This window comes from Runella sp. SP2 (assembly GCF_003711225.1).
Taxonomy (GTDB): domain Bacteria; phylum Bacteroidota; class Bacteroidia; order Cytophagales; family Spirosomataceae; genus Runella.
Genome location: NZ_CP031030.1, coordinates 600,483 through 619,354 on the forward strand (window position 1 = coordinate 600,483; position 18,872 = coordinate 619,354).

At 44.4% G+C, this 18,872-nt stretch carries 15 protein-coding genes and 1 pseudogene; 9 read left to right on the forward strand and 7 right to left on the reverse strand.

The annotated features are described in order from the left end of the window. The first annotated feature begins 109 nt into the window (after window positions 1-109). From DTQ70_RS02410 to DTQ70_RS02440, 7 genes and pseudogenes are all read left to right on the forward strand, one after another. Complete coding sequence (locus tag DTQ70_RS02410) at window positions 110-322, forward strand: helix-turn-helix transcriptional regulator (RefSeq protein ID WP_122929330.1); 213 nt, start codon at window positions 110-112, stop codon at window positions 320-322. Then, window positions 315-605 (forward strand): HipA N-terminal domain-containing protein, encoded by a 291-nt coding sequence (locus tag DTQ70_RS02415; RefSeq protein ID WP_122929331.1) that lies wholly within the window; start codon window positions 315-317, stop codon window positions 603-605. The genes DTQ70_RS02410 and DTQ70_RS02415 overlap by 8 nt, the downstream gene beginning before the upstream one ends. 131 nt (window positions 606-736) lie before the next feature. Further along, window positions 737-1,543, forward strand: a pseudogene (locus DTQ70_RS02420) (HipA domain-containing protein). Window positions 1,544-1,770: 227 nt separating this feature from the next. Further along, entirely contained in the window at window positions 1,771-2,247 is a 477-nt protein-coding gene (locus DTQ70_RS02425; protein WP_122929332.1) for a MarR family winged helix-turn-helix transcriptional regulator, read from the forward strand. A 59-nt stretch (window positions 2,248-2,306) separates the two neighbouring features. Continuing rightward, window positions 2,307-3,632, forward strand: coding sequence for a TolC family protein (locus DTQ70_RS02430; RefSeq protein ID WP_122929333.1), 1,326 nt, complete (start codon window positions 2,307-2,309; stop codon window positions 3,630-3,632). Window positions 3,633-3,634: 2 nt separating this feature from the next. Then, window positions 3,635-4,693, forward strand: a complete 1,059-nt coding sequence (locus DTQ70_RS02435) for an efflux RND transporter periplasmic adaptor subunit (RefSeq protein WP_122929334.1) — start codon at window positions 3,635-3,637, stop codon at window positions 4,691-4,693. A 12-nt stretch (window positions 4,694-4,705) separates the two neighbouring features. Further along, window positions 4,706-7,828: an efflux RND transporter permease subunit gene (locus tag DTQ70_RS02440; protein WP_122929335.1), complete on the forward strand. Its 3,123-nt coding sequence runs from the start codon at window positions 4,706-4,708 to the stop codon at window positions 7,826-7,828. A 375-nt stretch (window positions 7,829-8,203) separates the two neighbouring features. On the opposite strand, the gene DTQ70_RS02445 is transcribed toward DTQ70_RS02440, so the two are convergent. The 7 genes from DTQ70_RS02445 to trxA form a co-directional block, all read right to left on the reverse strand. Further along, window positions 8,204-9,154 (reverse strand): hypothetical protein, encoded by a 951-nt coding sequence (locus tag DTQ70_RS02445; RefSeq protein ID WP_122929336.1) that lies wholly within the window; start codon window positions 9,152-9,154, stop codon window positions 8,204-8,206. A 199-nt stretch (window positions 9,155-9,353) separates the two neighbouring features. Beyond that, window positions 9,354-9,911 carry a DUF3365 domain-containing protein gene (locus tag DTQ70_RS02450; protein WP_122929337.1) on the reverse strand — a complete coding sequence of 186 codons (558 nt, stop codon included), beginning with the start codon at window positions 9,909-9,911 and terminating at the stop codon, window positions 9,354-9,356. A gap of 517 nt (window positions 9,912-10,428) precedes the next feature. Next, a complete protein-coding gene (locus DTQ70_RS02455; protein WP_122929338.1) occupies window positions 10,429-11,034 on the reverse strand; it encodes a transposase in 606 nt (201 codons plus the stop codon). A gap of 108 nt (window positions 11,035-11,142) precedes the next feature. After that, window positions 11,143-11,754, reverse strand: a complete 612-nt coding sequence (locus DTQ70_RS02460) for a low molecular weight phosphatase family protein (protein ID WP_122929339.1) — start codon at window positions 11,752-11,754, stop codon at window positions 11,143-11,145. A gap of 2 nt (window positions 11,755-11,756) precedes the next feature. Beyond that, window positions 11,757-12,785 carry an ACR3 family arsenite efflux transporter gene (arsB, locus tag DTQ70_RS02465; protein ID WP_122929340.1) on the reverse strand — a complete coding sequence of 343 codons (1,029 nt, stop codon included), beginning with the start codon at window positions 12,783-12,785 and terminating at the stop codon, window positions 11,757-11,759. 45 nt (window positions 12,786-12,830) lie between these two features. Further along, the gene (locus DTQ70_RS02470) at window positions 12,831-13,172 is read right to left on the reverse strand and encodes a helix-turn-helix transcriptional regulator (protein ID WP_122929341.1); all 342 of its coding nucleotides are present in this window, start codon (window positions 13,170-13,172) and stop codon (window positions 12,831-12,833) included. Window positions 13,173-13,292: 120 nt separating this feature from the next. Continuing rightward, window positions 13,293-13,616: a thioredoxin gene (gene trxA / locus DTQ70_RS02475; protein WP_122929342.1), complete on the reverse strand. Its 324-nt coding sequence runs from the start codon at window positions 13,614-13,616 to the stop codon at window positions 13,293-13,295. Window positions 13,617-13,974: 358 nt separating this feature from the next. On the opposite strand from trxA, the gene DTQ70_RS02480 reads away from it, so the two are divergent. Beyond that, a complete protein-coding gene (locus tag DTQ70_RS02480; protein ID WP_164489818.1) occupies window positions 13,975-15,633 on the forward strand; it encodes a lipopolysaccharide assembly protein LapB in 1,659 nt (552 codons plus the stop codon). Window positions 15,634-15,681: 48 nt separating this feature from the next. Continuing rightward, window positions 15,682-18,849 carry a DUF11 domain-containing protein gene (locus tag DTQ70_RS02485; protein WP_164489819.1) on the forward strand — a complete coding sequence of 1,056 codons (3,168 nt, stop codon included), beginning with the start codon at window positions 15,682-15,684 and terminating at the stop codon, window positions 18,847-18,849. Window positions 18,850-18,872: the final 23 nt, after the last annotated feature.

Genomic DNA, 18,872 nt, shown 5'->3' on the forward strand with positions numbered 1-18,872 from the left:
ATGGAAAAATAGGTGCCAATTCGATGATGAAAAAATATTTTCCTATATTCGTACCCAAACGGGTATAAAATAGTTGAATAGTTGATGAAATAACCCCGAACAGGTATAAATGAAAAATCTTATTGCCCAATTTGTAAAGGATAAACGTAAGTCGTTAAAATTGACTCAAGTGGATTTAGCCGAAAAATCGGGCGTAGGACTTCGCTTTGTTCGGGAGCTTGAACAAGGTAAAGAAACTCTACGACTCGACAAGGTAAATCAGGTTTTAGATTTGTTTGGATGTGAATTAGGTCCCGTTAAAAAGGAGGTTAGCTATGAATAGGAGTGGAGAGGTTTATTACCAAGACCAATTAGCGGGCATCATTAGCGAAGAAGAGGATGGATACGTATTTACGTACGAGGCGGGGTATTTGATGAATAATGATTTACCTGTGAGCTTAACTTTACCATTTTTTGACGGATTGATTCCAGAGGGTTGGTTATTAGACATTGCCATTCAAAATTGGAAACTCAACCCACGAGACCGAATGGGGCTATTACTTACCGTTTGCCAAGATTGCCTTGGGGCAGTAAGTGTAAAGAAAATTGAAAATAGTGAGCCATGAGCCAACGCTGCCTTTATTGTTACCAACCTTTGAGTGAACAGGAACAAGACTTCCATGCCAAGTGCTGCAAGAAGTTTTTTGGAACAACCATACCGCCAACCCTCAATTTGGGAACTGATGATTTGCGAGAAATGGCTCGACGACTCATCATTCGTAGTGTAGCCGTAACGGGGGTGCAGCCCAAACTTTCGTTGGATTTAGAAAAAGTAAATGCCCAAACAAGCCGCCTTACTGTGGTAGGGTTATGGGGCAGCTACATTCTCAAACCACCTACCGATCATTTTGACTCACTACCTGAAAATGAAGACTTGACCATGAAGTTGGCGGCTTTGTGTGGGGTCAAAACAGCAGAACATACATTGATTCGGTTGCAATCGGGTAGCTTGGCATATCTAACCAAACGGTTTGACTGACAAAAAAACGGAAAAATCCATGTAGAGGATTTATGTCAATTGACCGAGAACCTAACCGAACACAAATACCGAGGCTCGATTGAAAAGGTGGGTAAAGCGATTCGTACCTATACAACCAACAAAGGGTTGGAAGCGTTGGCTCTATTTGAGTTGGTGATTTTTTGTTTTATTACGGGTAATGCCGACATGCACCTAAAAAACTTCTCGCTGATTCGGTTTGACAATGGAGATGTAGCTCTATCTCCTGCCTATGATTTGGTTTCTACTAAATTAGCCATGCCCGAAGACCTGGAAGAGTCAGCTTTAACGATAAATGGCAAGAAAAACCGACTCAAACGAACCGATTTTGACGAATTAGCCACAAAGCTGGGTATTCCTGCCAAATCTTCCGAACGGGTTTATGCAAAATTCGTAAAGAAACAGAACGCCTTGTTAGAGGTGGTTGGACAGAGTTTTTTGCCTGATGAGATGAAGCTAGAGTATGCTAAATTATTGGCAGAGAGGATTGATAGAATAGGTAATTGAGTAGTTGGAAAGGGGCTAACGACTACTGAGGAAGCATTTAATTTTGCAAAGTTGTCTAAACACTCCACTGATAGGGTGAACGCTCGCACCATCGGAGCAAAAGACACTAAAAAAACTACCCTTAGAAACCGCCTTTCCCAAAAACACTTCTATCATCGCTTTTTACCGTCCATAAATTTTTTTAAAATAAAATTGGTTGATATGTCAACTTGTTTTACTTTTGTCGCATGGAATCTCAACAAGGAATACACATCAAGGAAAAAATCTGGAAACATTTGGGCCAGTACCTTACCTTTAACATCAACCACGTGTCTCATTTGTTTGTGAGAAAAATCAATCGTGAGTTGGGGCAGACGGGGCTTTCGATTCAGATTGAACAGTTCCCGATTTTGTTTTTAGTTCGCTATTCGGCCGATGAGCCACTTTCGCAGCAAGACATTGCCAATTTGCTCCAAAAGGACAAATCGGCGATTCAGCGCTCGATTCGTACCTTGGAGAGGGATGGTTATATCCGAATCGTGAGCGATGACGTGGACCGCCGTCGTAACCTGATTCACCTCACGCCCGCAGGAAAATTTGCCGTGGATAAAATCGCTGATTTGGCAGCGGTCATCAACCAAGACGTGACTAGCAAACTCACCCAAGAAGAATCAGAAACCTTGATGAAGCTTTTGCAAAAAGTGGCTTCGACCATTGAAGTTTAAATTTTTTTGTTCAATTAGTTGATATGTCAACTTATAATTTTTCTTAGTAAAGTACAACCATGAAAAAAATCGCAGTCTTTTTAACGCTTCTGCTGTCGGCTTCGCTACCAAGCTTCGCGCAGCAAACGTGGTCGTTGAAAGCTTGCCTCGACTACGGCCTTCAGCATTTTGGTTCGGTGCGAATCGCTCAGTACCAGCAGGAGACGGCCAACGAGCAAGCTCGGCAAGCCTTGGGCACTTATTTGCCGCAAGTATCGGCGACGGGAAACTTCACCGATAACCTCAAACTCCAAAGTACGCTCTTACCAGCGGGTTTTGCAGGCCCCGAACCACGGCGAATTTCGTTGGGTTCGAAGTACCAAACTGTGGCCTCGGCGCAATTGACCCAAACCATTTACGACAAAGCGGCTTTGCTTGGTTTAAAAGCCGCTGAGCCCAATCAAAAATTGGCCGACTTGTCGATGCGCCAAACGAAAGAGGAAATTATTTACAACATCGCCAGCAATTACTACCAAGTATTTATTGTAAAACAGCAGATTGCGTTGTTGAAAGATAACCTAGACCGCACCGAAAAAGTATTGAACGTCTTGCGGTTACAGCGTGATAACGGCGTGATTCAACCCATTGACGTGACCAATACGGAAGTAACGTACAACAACACGCGCTCGCAGTTGGCGTTGAGCGAAAGCAATTTGGCGCTGGCTCTTAACCGCCTCAAATACCAAATGGGGCTTTCGCAAGACCAAGACGTGAATGTCTCGGACTCGTTGCTACTTCGTCAAACGCCGCAGGTAGAAATGAGTCAATTTAACGCGCCAGGGTTGGTGTCGTACCAAAAAGCGACAACCAATTTAGAGTTGCAAAAGCTTCAATTACAGCGGATTAAAGCTGGCTATCAGCCGACGCTAAGCTTTACCGCCAGTTATGGTTCGATGGCGTTGGGTAACCAATTTGCCGATGGCTTTCGCAATTTTACGGGCTTTGGAAGCGTGGGATTGCGCTTGAACGTGCCCATTTTCGATGGATTTCAGCGGGATGCGCAGTACAAACAACAGCGCCTCACGATTTTGACCCAAGAAGAACAATTGCGGATGAATGTGGCGGCGTTTGGATTGCAGTTTAACAACGCCCAAACCCAAATCCAAAAAACACGGACGAGCATTCAGAACGACGAACGTACCGTGAAGCAAGCCCAAGAGGTTTATAACGTCGTGACGTTGCAGTACAAACAAGGCACCAAGTCGCTGACCGACTTGATCAATGCCGACAATTCGTATCGTCAGGCGCAATCGAATTACATTAACTCACTCATTAATTTTTATCAAGCACGCCTCGACCTTGAACAGTCACAAGGAACGTTGCTAACTTTCTATAATCAACTCTAGAAATGAAAAAGTCCTCATTTATCGTCGCTTTAGTTGTGGTGGTCGCTGCGTCACTGATTGCTTTTCGGTTGACGGCCAATAAAAAGAAAATTGATGCCCAAAAAGCACTACCAACCACCAATAATAATACGCCTATTCCAGTCACTGTCAGTCGGGTAGCAGAAGGAGAGGTGTCGCAACAATTGATTAAAACAGGAAACTTGGTTCCCTTCAAGGAAGCGGCCATTACGGCCATGACCGCAGGGCGCGTTACCAACGTCAACTTTGAACTTGGCTCGCAAGTGAGTCAAGGGGCAGTTTTGGTACAATTAGATAACAAATTGAAAGAATTATCGCTCGAATCGACGCAATTGACCATCAACAAACTCAAAAAAGACGTAGATCGCTACACCACTTTGTTGGCAGGAAACGCAACCACCGAAATTCAGGTCAACGAAGTGAAGTTCAACTACGAAAACGCGCTTAATCAGGCCGAGCAAATCAAAAAACAAATTGCGGACGCGGCGGTGAAGGCGTCTATCAGCGGTCGTATTGTGAAAAAAGACATCGAACCAGGCGAATTTGTGGGTGCAGGTACGGTGGTCGGGACGATTTTGGACGTGGCGCGCCTGAAAGTGGATGTTCAGGTTAACGAAAGCGACGTGTACCAATTAAAGGTAGGGCAAGTGGTAAAAGTAACGACCGACATTTTTCCTGACAAAGTACTAACGGGGAAAGTGAGTTACATCGCGCCGCAAGGAAGCAATGAGCACAATTATCCCGTTGAAATTACGATTGCTAGCCCTGCGGGATTAAAAGCGGGGACGTTTGTAAACGTCGATTTTTCTCAAAAATCAAATCAGCGGGCGTTGCTTATTCCACGTTTGGCGTTGGTAGAAAGTTTGAAAAATCCGTACGTCTATGTGGTTAACAACAACGTAGCTCATCAACGTATCATCAAAGTTGGACGCGAATTGGGCGATAACATTGAGGTGCTCAGTGGCCTTGAAACAGGCGATGTGGTGGTCGTTACGGGTCAATTGAACCTGAGCGAAGGACGTAATGTGCAGATTACTAAGTAAAAAATTACAACCATGTCAATTACCGAAATAGCCGTTAAACGACCCTTGTTGGTCACTACTGTTTTTATCGTCCTGATTTTATTCGGGGTGCTGGGCTATAAACAGTTGTCATATAATTTATTGCCCAAATTTGAAGCCAACGTGATTAGCGTGGCAACTACCTACATTGGGGCTTCGGCCGACGAGGTAGAAACCAACGTAACGAAACGTATCGAAGACGCTTTGTCGTCGTTGGAAGGCTTGGATCGCATGACTTCGACGTCTCAACAAGGGGTGTCGTTGGTGACAATCCAGTTGAAAAATGGCGTAAACACTACTTTGGCGCAGCAAGATGCCCAACGGAAGATTGAGCAAATCATCAACCTTCTGCCTGATGAGGCCGACCGCCCGATTGTAAATAAGTTTTCGACCGACGAAATTCCCGTGCTACGTATGGGGGTAACCGCCGATTTGTCGCCCACCGAATTGTACGATTTGATTGATGATGAGTTGAAGCCCCAGTTGGCCAATGTCCCAGGTGTGGGCCAGGTCAACGTCGTAGGTGGAAACAAGCGTCAGATTCAGGTCAATGTCGATAGTGATAAGCTTCGGGCGTATGGGGTATCGATTGTCCAAGTGTCGCAAGCCATCAACAACGCCAATACCAGCTACCCCGCAGGGCAGCTTGAAACGCGGAGTGCCCAGTACGCCATTCGTTTTGACGCGACGCTTGAAACAACCTCGCGTTTGCGTGACTTGGTGGTGGCACGTCGCGCCAATGGCAGTGAAATTTTACTCCGCGACATTGCCGAAGTAGTGGATGCAACGGCCAAACCAACGGCCATCAACCACATCAATGCCAAGCCTTCGATTGGGATTCAGATTAGCAAACAGTCGGATGCCAACGCGGTGTCGGTGAGTGAGTTGGCACGCAAAAAAATGGAGGTTTTGGAAAAACAATACGCCAAATCTCACCTGAAATTCAACATTGCCTCCGACCAGTCGGTTTATACTTTAGCTTCGGCGCACGCGGTGGTGGACGACTTGTTTTTGGCCATTCTTATTGTGTCGGTCGTGATGCTGCTCTTTCTGCACAGCTTCCGTTCGTCGCTGTTTGTATTGGTCGCGCTGCCTTCGTCGATTCTACCGACCTTTTTGCTGATGTACTTGGCAGGTTTTTCGTTGAACCTGATGACCTTGATGGCGCTTTCGTTGGTGGTAGGGATTTTGGTCGATGACTCGATTGTGGTGTTGGAAAACATCAACCGACACCTCGAAATGGGTAAAGACAAACGAACGGCCGCCCTCGACGGACGGAGCGAAATTGGTTTTACGGCCTTGGCCATTACCTTGGTGGACGTGGTGGTATTCGTGCCGTTGGCTTTGACGGGTGGTTTGATTGGAAATATTTTGCGTGAATTCTCGCTCGTGGTGGTGTTCTCAACATTGATGAGTTTGGTGGTTTCATTTACATTGACACCGCTGTTGGTATCTCGTTTTGGTAAACTTGAGAAGTTAAATCCCGATAGCTTGTGGGGAAAACTCAATTTGGGTTTTGAACACTTCATCGACCGCCTCACGGCCGTTTATGCCGACTACTTGAAATGGGTTTTGGGGCACAAACGTTGGATGTATCTGACCATTTTGGGAATGTTGGTAGCAACCATCTATCTCGTTCCAGCAGGTTTTATTGGAGCCGCGTTTATGCCGCAAAGTGACCAAGGAGAGATGAACATTCAGCTCGAATTAGCACCGACGGCCTCGATTTATCAAACCAATGAACTTTCGCAGAAGGCCGAGCAGATGATTATGAAGCACCCCGAAGTCACCAATGTCTTTACCAACGTGGGTTACACAAGTACGAACTTTGGGGCGTCTTCAAACAGCAACATTGCGGAGTTGAATATTAAGTTAGTGGATAAAAAACAGCGCACGCTTTCGACCGAGAAATTTGGGCAAATGCTCAAACACGAACTATTAGAGCTTCCAGGCATCAAAGTGACCGTGAGCCCAGCAAGTATTGTAGGGGCATCGCAAGCGCCGATTCAGATTGCCATCAAGGGAACCAACCTTGAAACCATACGGAAATCGGCGGCACAGGCATTAGACATTGTGAAGTCGGTACCAGGAACGCAAGACGTGAAGTTTTCGGTAAAAGACCCTAAGCCTGAAGTAACTGTAAAACTTGACCGCGAAAAAATGGCGCAGTTGGGCATCAGTGCCATGGACGTTGGGATGGCCTTGCAAAACTCATTCCGAGGAAACGACCGTGCGAAATTCAAACAAAATGGTAACGAATACGATATTTTGGTGAGCCTCGACCAGTTTGACCGCTCGCGGTTGAATGATGTAAGTCGCTTATTGTTTGTCAATAACCAAGGCAAAACGTTTGAGTTGTCGCAGTTTGCGCAAGTGCAGGAACAATCGGGTGAGAGTGTGTTGGAGCGTATCAACCGCCTTTCATCGATTACCATCAACGCCCAAGTTGTAGGCCGCCCTGTGGGTACAGTAGGAGCTGATATTCAGAAGAAAATGAACGACGTAAAATTGCCTGAAGGAGTTTCGGTAGAATACTTGGGGCAAATGCAACAACAATCTGATGCTTTTGGAAGCCTTGGCTTAGCCCTCGGAATCGCGATTTTGCTGGTTTATTTTGTGATGGTGGGTTTGTACGAAAGCGTGGTTTATCCGTTTGTAGTATTATTTTCCATTCCTGTGGCGTTGATTGGAGCCTTGTTGGCCTTGGCCCTTACGATGGAAAGTTTGACCGTATTCTCAATTGTGGGTATGATTATGTTGCTAGGTTTGGTGGCCAAAAACGCGATTTTGATTGTCGATTTTACCAATCACCTTAAAGAACAAGGTTACGATGTAGTACACGCCCTGATAGAAGCGGGAAAAGAACGGATGCGCCCCATCTTGATGACGACGCTTGCGATGGTATTCGGGATGTTGCCGATTGCGTTGGCAAGCGGTGCAGGTGCCGAAACTAAGAACGGCATGGCATGGGTGATTATCGGAGGGTTGACCAGCTCGCTCGTTTTGACACTCTTCATCGTACCAGGAACTTACTTGGTGGTTGACCGTATCAAAGAACGTTTCAACGGTCGAAAGAAAAAGAAAGCAAAAAAGGCTGATTTGGCAGAAGTAGCCTAGCGGTTTCTATAAATAAACTGATAAGCCCTCGTTAGAGAATTCTAGCAAGGGCTTGTTGTGTAGTGGGTTTTGGTTCTCGTTTGGGCAGGTTTGTGGGTTGGTCGGGCAGGTTTGTCGTGTCTCTTTCGGACAGGTTTTGAGAAATCTGCCCACACGCCGCCCACACTGTGCCGCAGGTTTCTCAAAACCTGCGTATTCGGTTTCTCAAAACCGAATGATGGCTTGATGTGTATTTAAGCCATGTCCGCTTTAGTAGTGGAAATAAATCAAGAAAATCAATTTTAAAAACAAAAATGCGGTCGGGTAAGTACCTGACCGCATTTGGGTAATTGGGCATTGTGTATATATGAAAGGGATTTCTTGTTTTAGTTCACCTTACTTGATGGTAAACTGGCTGCTTCCGATTCTGAAACCTTCAGCATAAACTTCCACATTGTATTTTCCTGGTCGTAGGCGTTGTGGATTATCGTACGTCATCTCAACAGTTTGATTGGTATTTTGATAGGCCACGCGGTCTTTGGTGGTAAACATCATGTCTTGACCTTGCCAGTTAAACTTCCCAGAACCCATCGCTTCATCTGTAATAACCGCTCCTTCGGGGTCGAGAACACGAACATAAATTTCTTTCTCGTTTGTTTCTGTCAACGGGTTAGGAGGAAGCGTAAATTGCAGTTTCAATTTATCCACGCGCTTCGAGCGATAGGTATCGTCAGTACGAACCTTGCCTTTAGGCGAAACAGCCAACACTTTAATATTTTCAGCTTTCAAAGCAGCACCGATGGCTACTTTTTGGCTAAGTTCACGGTTTTTGCTAGAATAAGCTGTTACCGAATCTGTTAGCTGCATTTTAGCTTGCGTAAGTGTTTCTTTCTCCGTTTTTAGGTTCGTATTTTCACTAGCTAACGATTGATTTTCAACCGATAACAAACCGTTTTCTTCTTTTAGCTTCGCAATTTCGGTGTCTTTTTCGGCCAAAAACTGCTCGTACTCCTTGATTTTAGCGTTGTATTTAGCTACCTCAAATTTTGCATTTTTACGCAATGCTACTTTATCGGCTTCCAACTTCGCTTTTACTTTCATCAGTTCCTCTACGTTTCCGCCCAACTGCTGCACTTCGGCAATCTTGATGTCCAAACTACGCGACACCGAATCCAATTTTGTCTGAGTGAAGGCCAATTCTTTGGCTTTTTGGACGATGCTTACCTCTTTCGACTCCGTTTCTTGTTTTTGGTTATAAAACAAGATGCCAAACGTACCTGTAGCTAGGGTCATGATTACTAGCGCTACCCACGCAAAAGGGCTTTTTCCTTGCTGATTGTTTTCCATGATTGTAATTGATTGTTTGGTGTAACTTAATTAAAGCAAGTAAAGCGTTGTTTCATGTTTTGTATAAATGAGTCTCAATTGTGTTTGTATGCCAAGAATTACAAAAAAGCTATTCCTAGCCCAAAAACGCAGGTCTATGGGTAAAATTGTGGAGTAAGTTCCACACATTGAGTAAACGGTAAGCAAAAAAAGGGAAGCTTTATTCCTCAAACGACAATTTCCAAGCGCCACGGAGGTCGTTGAGGGCGTAGCCTGTGGCTTTGTCGAAGCGGTATTTTTCCTTGATGGTCGAAAGAGTTGCGGAGTTGATGTCGGTTTTGGGGTTGCCGTGGCATTGGAGGCAAGTGGGCATCGCTACCCGAATTGGCTTATAATAAATAGCTCCATTGGGGGTTTGAAGGAGGGTGTCTTTGGGAGAGTTGGCCGAAGCAAACGATTCCAATAATTTACGTTCAAAGAGGGATGCTGCATTTTTGGGATTGCGGTTTTTGACCGAAATGCGCTGAATACGAACCTTGTATTTCTTCGATAGTGAATCGGTGAGGGGCATGGCTCGTTCGCTACAAAAATCAACGGCATAGTCAGAGCCTCCTTTTTGAATCGCTCCTAGCAAGTTACGAACAAGTACTTGTTGTGCTTGAAGGCTGAGTGAGTCGCCAAGTTTTCGGTAGTCGATAGGAGCTTGAGAACTAGGCTGAAAAGCCGTACTGATAACAGCTATCACAAATAACAATCCTGCTGCAAGTACCGATTTCATAAGAGACGATTAGTTTGAGTTTTTTTCGGAGACGCAATTTTGTGCAATACCCAGCCGAAGCCCGCTACCAAATGTAGCATAACAACACCAAAGAAAAAAGCAGCCATTTTTGTAGATGTTTTAATGTGCTACAAAAGTGGGTCGCTTTCAAACAAAAAACTGTGACATTGGTCACATTGGTCAGACGGTAGTCAGACCGATGAATTGTTTGTGCTACGATGTTAGCTGAGCCGCAGGAGAGGAGAAGTCTGACTACCGTCTGACTTGAGCATGAGGATGTCTCGGTCAGACGATAGTCAGACCGATGAATTGTTTGTGCTACGATGTTAGCTAAGTCGCTGATGAGGAGAAGTCTGACTACCGTCTGACTTGAGCATGAGGATGTCTCGGTCAGACGGTAGTCAGACCGATGAAAATGCACGCTCTAGCTACTTGTATTATGACTAAGCAAGTATAGTTAGACCGCTGTTATACGTCTGACTCAATCGTAATATAATTGGTCAGACGGCAGTCAGACCTACATATCATACAAATACTTGATTTTGGATTCGGAAATTACTTGATAAGACTCCTTATAAAAGCTCTCTTGCTGAATCCCAATCAAATCAAATGCGGGTTGTTTGCTAACTAAAGTTCCTTTCCGAACTCCCAAATAATCTCTAAACGAACTGAACTCCCAATCCTCTATTTTGGGGCAAAGATTGGCCACAAATGGATTTTGATGTATGTAATGAAAACATACAAAAGGGTAATTGTTGCTTGGCTTCTCACCTTCGCGTTCTAGGTTTTTGAATTTCGTTTTTTGGCGAAATAAAGAGCCTGTTCTGTGATATTTCTTGTTAAATTCGTGTGCATACCCGCTGAGTAATAGCCTGAAACCATTATTTAAAACTGTGCTGGTCAATTGTCCCAGCTTAACAGGTTCTATTGATTTTTGAGTCGTATTGATTAAAAAGTGAAAATGGTTGGGCATCAAACAATAGGCTACTATTTCACAATGGGGAAGTACCTTTTCTCTGACGTGTCTAAGAAATTGGACATAGTCATCTTTGGTGTGAAAAATGATTTCTTGGTTGTTTCCTTGGTTATATACATGATACAGGCGTTCGGCTAAAACTTGCATACAGTAAATAGTTGAAATTTGGTCAAATTCAGACTATTGACTGTATGATTGGTCACTCTAGTGTGAGGGTACTGATAGTCAGACTCTCAGTATGTATCGTCGGTCTGACTATCGTCTGACCTGGTCAAAGACCCATTTCATTTCCGTCGCTATTTGCCGACAGCGGGCGTCGTAGGTGGCACTTTCTTCAGGGGTGTCGTCCGAAACCTTGGGGTCAATGTACATAATTGGTAAGCGTTTTTCTGCTCCTGGAATAAAGGGACAGTTGGCCTCGGCGTGGTCGCAGGTCATGATAGCTGCAAAACCATGACTTGGATTAGGAGCTTGGTTATAAACTTTCGAGAAAGCGATAATAGGTTGGGACAAATCATCAAAGCTAATTTCATAAACGGGATTGTCAGATTCGGTAGTCTTTGTCACTTTCAATCCAGCTCGCTCAAAAGCCGCAATGGTTCGAGGATTGCAGGCGGTGGTTTCTGTCCCTCCTGAAAAACAATGCACATTTTTAACCTCAAAATAAGCTGCTGCTACTTGTGCCCACACTTGCCCTAAGTGGCTTCGACGGGAATTATGCGTGCAAATAAAGGTCAGATTAATAGGTTGCTGGCTGATTTTTTTTGTAGTAATATAGTCGGCCAATGGCTGTAAAATAGCTTGGCGTTCGACGGATACCTCGGCGAGATTGAGGGTCTTAATGTAGGTGTTGAGTTGGGGGTTCATTGTTAAAATTTGTGGGTTTGTTTGAGGGCATAATTAACAAAAAGAATCAATACGGGTACTTCGATGAGTGGCCCTATAACGGCGGCAAAGGCAGCACCCGAATTGATACCAAATACCGCGATAGCAACGGCGATACCAAGCTCGAAGTTGTTTCCTGCGGCAGTGAAAGCAAGCGAAGTAGCTTTTGCATAGTCGGCTCCTGCTTTTTTGGAAAGATAAAAAGCCGATAGAAACATAATGCCAAAGTAGAAAGAAAGTGGAATGGCAATGCGAATCACATCCAGCGGAATCTGTACTATCAATTGCCCTTTCAAACTAAACATAATGACAATGGTGAGCAACAAAGCGACCAGCGTAATCGGACTGATTTTAGGCAAATATACGTGCTCAAACCAATCGCGTCCTTTTAGTGCCGTAAGACCATAACGAGAAATAATACCCAATAAAAACGGAATACCGAGGTAGATAAATACACTTTGCGCCACTTCTCCAATCGTTATGTTGACTTCGTAGCCTTTTAAACCAAAAAGTGGCGGCAGTACCGTGATAAATACCCAAGCATACACCGAGTAAAATAATACTTGGAAAATACTATTGAATGCCACTAGTCCAGCGGCATAGAGGCGGTCACCATTGGCTAGATCGTTCCAGACAATGACCATTGCAATACAGCGGGCAATGCCAATCATAATCAGGCCTGTCATGTATTCGGGCTTGTCGGGTAGGAAAACGACGGCCAAACCAAACATTAGTAAAGGCCCAATGAGCCAGTTTTGTACCAATGAGAGCGCTAAGATTTTACCGTTGGCGAATACTTTGGGAAGTTGTTCGTAGCGGACTTTGGCCAAGGGTGGGTACATCATTAAAATGAGGCCAATTGCTAATGGAATGTTAGTGGTTCCTACATTAAAACTATTGATAAATGCTTCGGATTCGGGGAAAAAGTAGCCGATACTTACACCCATAAGCATGGCTAGAAATATCCAAAGAGTCAGGTAGTTGTCTAAAAATGAGAGTTTTTTTTGTGTCATACGAATGCAAGGTTAGGTCACGGTCTGACTATCGTCTGACCTGCGTCAGCAGCATGATTGTGATTGACAAGATTCGTTTTTGGCTAAATCAGCGAAAACGCTAAAACGAACGACAAATTGATTAAACACCTCCCAGTTGATACAATAACATGAGGTTTTCCCCTCTATTGTTCCTTTTATTAAGCCCGCTGCTTTGAGTTCCTTGAGGTGCTGAGAAACAGTTGCTTGCGCCAACGGTAGCCCTTCCACAATTTCGCCACAAATACAGCTTTTTTGCTGGGCAAGTATTTTTAATATCGCGATGCGAGCAGGGTGTGAAATGGCTTTGGCAAAATCGGCTAAAGCGATTTCATCCGTTGCAAATTCCATTTTTCGGTTGATTGCCATGATATATATTATATATCGCAAATATACGATAAGAAAAATTGTAAAAACAAACACCCGCCCCAAATTACTTGAGACAGGTGTACAAAAGAGGGCAAAGTTGCTTGTTTTACAGAATAATAATCACTGTGTGTATGTACGTGGCAGTTGATTGACAACGTGTTCCAATTGTTTTTTTTGCACAACGCCCGACTGCCGCCATACTACTTCGCCCCGCTGAAAAATCACAAGTGTAGGGACACTTTGAATGCGATAGGCTTGAGCAGCAGCGGGGTTTTTATCCACATCAATTTTTAGAACCCGCACTCTGTCACCCATTTGGCTGGCAAAATCTTTAAGGATAGGCGCCATCATTTTGCAAGGCCCGCACCACTCCGCAAAAAAATCAACTACGACTGGCGTATCTCCGCTAATGATGTCTTTGAAAGATTGTTGTTTAGAGTCCATGACATGTATGTGTTTATGAGGTAACAAAGATAATGCAGAACGGTGTGTTTGTACGTGATGAATATCACATAAGGTCAAAAAGGAATGAAATTTTGATAGGCTAACTTAGTTTTTTATGGGCCGCATTTTTGTATTATGAAGCATGTCTTTGATTTAGTTAATTTGCTGAAAATGAGTTGTTTGAAATTTTGGTATATACTTTTTTGTATTATATGAGGCATTTTTGCCTTGCTTGTTGTGCATGAAAAAAGAAAAAAGAATAATGTGGAATATTATTTGGGTGTTGTGGATATTATTTTGGCACGTTTATTGATTTTGGCAAACATAATAAACCTATCCTCAATGTTGTGCCAATCCAATGATAGTATATACCTCTGTTAATATTGTCCTTCAACTTCGTAAATGCCACTTAAAGTCGTTTTTGGTTACAAATATTCTGTCCTGCGTTATCTTAGGAGGGTTTGGGGCTTGCCAAAAAAAGACCGAAACGGCAAAAAAGGATATTCTTTTAGTTGAAAATAGTATTCCGTTGTGTGTTGGAGGTGGTGCTTCAAAAAATGTACTGAAAAACATAACAAAACCAGTCTTTAGAACGGCAATAGGAAATAGCCATTTAGTAATTACGACCAAAAGCAAAGAAGCCCAACGATGGTTTGACCAAGGGCTCAATCATTTACACGGTTTTTGGCACCTAGAAGCGTATCGAGCGTTTCAGCAAGTGCTTGAAAATGACCCTGATTGCGCCATGGGATATTGGGGTATTGCCCTTTGCCAGCCAGGTTTTGGGGGAGATGATAAAAGCCTTTGGCAAGAAGCTATTGACAAAGCAACAGCGCTTTCTGGGGTGGTGTCTCCCATAGAAAAAGATTTTATCAATGCGGCTTCTACACTTGTCAAACAAGGATTAACCGAAACAACGCTGCAAGTTTTTAGAAAACTATACCAAACCTACCCCGACGAACCTGAAGCGATTGCGTGGGCGTCGATTATGCTACGTCAACACGAAAAAGAGGAGAGTCAACAAGAAGCGACTCAATTGCTCGAAAAATCGTTGCGTCGGTTTCCTGAAAACGTGGCATTGATGCACTACTATATTCATGTTATGGAGCTGCGTCAAGAATTTGCGAAAGCTATTCCTGTCGCCGAACGAATGGTGAAAATAGCTCCTAATGCCCCGCACATTACGCACATGCCAGGGCATTTATACTATTTGAAGGGGAATTATGAAAAAGCAATAAGCGCTTACGTCAAAGCAAAAAATCAAGAAACTGACTACCATATATCAGAAAAGATTCCCTTTTCGGCTAATCAAAATTACGTACATAACCTGCATTTTTTAGCGGTAGCCCAAGCCGAGGCAGGAGATGAAAAAGCAGCGCTCGAAACGGCGACTTCACTTGCCAATGTGGTACTCGAAACGCAACCTATCAACGAAGGTGCTGCGATGATGCTGCACTATGAAGGTAAAGTTTTGCCCGCCTGGGTTCATATTCGTTTTGGAGAATGGCAAAAAGCAGTGGCACATCTCGAAACGCTTCTCAAAGATTCGCAGCGCCCGAGTCAGCATTCATTGGTGGCAAATTATTACCAAACCCTGCGTTTGTATTGCCTCGGGATGCAGGCTGTGCAGCAGCAGCGGCTCCAAGATGCCAACCAGTACGGCATGGAACTGAGCCAGTTGATGCAGCAATATGAACAACAGGGAGCGACAAAGCAGGCGACCGCCGAGTTTAAGAGCATCAATGAAACCTATGACATTATGAACATGATGCGCTACGAATTGGCAGGTTGGATTGATAATATGGACAAGACTCAGCCCTTTAACGAGGCGGCTTGGAAAGAAGCATTAAGTCTCCAAAGTGCCATCAAATACGACGAACCGCCGCGCCTGATGGCTCCCGTAGAGGAGCAGCTGGCGTTGCTCCGAAAATTTCGAGGAGAACAAACAGCGTATCGCCAAGCAAAACAACAAGCATTACAAAAAAGACCTAATAGCCGATTAATTCACCTTATCTGACACTGTAAAAGAAGCGTATTATAAACCATATTAATTCAAATAAATGTTATGAGAACCCATGTTTTACTCAAAAACAGCTACAAAGGATTCTTATATGTCATACAGGTAATGCTGGTGGCGTGTTTGGGGATGTTGGTGGGCTGGCCATTGGTATCCTTTGCCAATTCTTCCCCCAAAAAAGCTGCTCCGATGGTGGCGAATCCTGATTGCTACAAAGATTGGAACTTAGCGGCCAATAAAACGGGTATTACCATCACTTCGGGGTTAAATACTGGTGGAGGAAACCTCGCTGCACTCAGGGATGGGGATGCCGCGACCAACGGTTTTTGGTTCCAAGCGAGTCAGGCCATAGCCAACAAAGAGGTATATAAATTTGTATTTCCCTCGGCGGCGATTTTGAATGGAATTGAAATTGTTGCTAATACACCTCTCACCAACGGTGCAACGTATCGGGTTGAAGGAAGTAATGATGGATCAAACTGGACAGATTTGACGGGGACGCAAACGTTTTCATCAACCGCAACTGCTCCTGCCTATGGGGCATCGGGTAACTCCCGGAAATTCCCAATTACGGGAAATACAACTCCCTATTTGCAATATCGTATTTATGGTCTTTCAAGTACAACAGCCAATAGCTGGACCAATGAGCTTTACTTTGGAAGCCCTGTTTTAACGGCAGGTTTGTCGGATATTAGTTGTACCTACGGAGCAAATACCAGTACAACTGCGGATGATGAAATTACCTTTAAACTCAACCCTCAAGGAGGTACTGGTACGTATTCAGTAGCTGTTTCGAGTGGTTCGGTGACACCAACGACAGGTACGTACGGGACAACGACAAACTTTAAGCTTCAACCAGGTTCGGTGGGAGCAGGCAATGTTTCCTTGATAATTACCAATACAACAATTACCTGTGACATCACCGAAACGATCGTTGATCCAGGCGTCGTACCTTTTGTGGATACCGACGGCGATGGCATTGGAAATAAAGTGGATTTGGACGATGACAACGACGGTATCTTGGATACGGTCGAAGACGCGTATTGTGGAGCGGTGAATTATAATACGAACCTCACCAATAAAGCCAAGTTACAAGTGTCAACGGACGCCGCAGTTACAGGAAGTATTAGCGTGTTATTGGATGGAAATATCGCCAATAATTCATTTTATTATACGGGAACAGCTCAAGCGGTGGCAGGGAAAACCTACGTTCGAGTTGACTTTGTGAAGCCTACCTTGTTAAAAGGAATGGAGTTGGCAGTGGGAGCGTATCTTTTCTCCAATGGAGCGGTGATAAAAGTGCAAGGAAGTAATGATGGTACTAACTGGACAGACATTGTTTCTTCGACGCGCACGGCGACTACTGCTGCTTGTATTTATGGTACTTGTGATGATGCTGAAACATTTCCTTTTGCCGCCAATATAACTGCTTACAAGTCATATCGTTTGTTAGGGGTTTCTGGAACGTCTCGTTCTACGCCTTGGATCAATGAGCTGTTTGTCAATACCGCCGTTCAAGGTGTGTGTGATTTTGACGGAGATGGCATTGCCAATAGCCTTGATTTAGATTCTGACAATGACGGGATTCCTGATAACGTAGAAGCTCAGCCTACCCTTACTTACGTTGCCTCAAATGCGGATAACGCGGCTACTTATACAACCAACAATGGTGTAAACTCCGCGTATTTGGGTGGATTGACCCCGCTAGATACCGACACTGATGGTTGCGAAGATTTTTTGGATACCGACTCAGACGGAGATTTAGATTTAGATAAAGTAGAGTCAGGGCTAACCTTCAACGGAGTACCAGGCTTAAATGGTTTGGACAGTGGCTCAGAAACAGCCGATACTTATGCGGATGTCAACGGGATTGTCGATGTGCCTAAAAATGTACTGGCAAGTTCAAATCCTGGCGTAGGTGAAGTCAAATACCGCGAAATTCCACCATTGAAGCGAACGATTACAGTATGCTATAGAACAGGAAAAGACTATGGTATTGGAGGGGCGCAACGCACAGACGCTGCTACTAAACTGCTCAGTGCTGCCAACTTTAGCCTTACAGGTACTTCTACTTTTACCTTTAAATTAGTCCCCTTTACGGTGGCCTTTACCAAAACAGGGCTCGAAGCAGCGGGTTGCCAAATTGTGGATTTGGGGATTGACAATACCGACGCAGGTGGAGCAACAGGTGCTTACACTGCGGCCGAAAAAACAGAACTTAATAACTGGAATGCAGCCTCTAAAAGCAACGTGATTTTAGCCTTCCAGAACTATGCAGGCGTATTTGTGTCGGGATATACAGGGGTATCAGGTAATACTAACCCCAACGCCCTAACTACATTGGGAGAATCTGTTATCAGTGGTCCGTTTGGTAGTGTGGTAGGGTTCAACCAAGGAGGTGGATATACTGGCTCATACTCAGCCATTCCAGCTTCTGCTTGCGTGATTGTACAAGATAATGCCAGCCCCACTAAAAGAACAACAGGGGTTATTGACAAAACTACCAATGATATTTATTTGGCGGACGTTGACTTGATTACCGAATTAGGTGGGCTAACGACTGGAAGTACAATAACAAGTAATACCGATAAGTTTTTTGCCAACCTATATCATTCGTTGGCCAAGCTAGTCGTGTTTGCACCGACCGATCCCTGTACTTATTTTAGTTGTGTAGCGGGACAAAATTCTCCTACGTTAAACAGCACTTCAATTTCTGGCTCAGGTTCGGTCAATCTTTCAACCATTACTGCCTCTAATTTACCTGCAAGTACGACGCTCACATGGCATACTGGCACGCCTGCAACCACGGCCAACAAGATTGCGAATCCAACAGCATACACCACTTCAGGAACGGTATATGCGGCCTTTTTTGATGCAGCCTCAAACTGCTATTCGGGGGCTGGAGTTGCTACTACGGCGGTTAATGTAACCATTACGGCGGCGGTACCTCAAGCCAATTTGAGTGTAGCCGTTGCCACGCCAATATCTCAAACTGGCGCACAAGGAGAGCAGCTTACCTACACTGTTACGCTGACCAATGCGGGTCCAGCCACCGCAACCAATGTAATCGTATCGGTGCCTATTCCAGAGCCTGCGGCCTCGTTGCTAACGGTGTCTCCCGCTTCGGGAACATATAATGGCACAACAAAACAATGGACGGTGCCAAGCCTAGCAGTGGGAAATACAACACTGACTTTCACCTTAAAAGTAAACTAATCGCTCACAACATATTTCTGAAA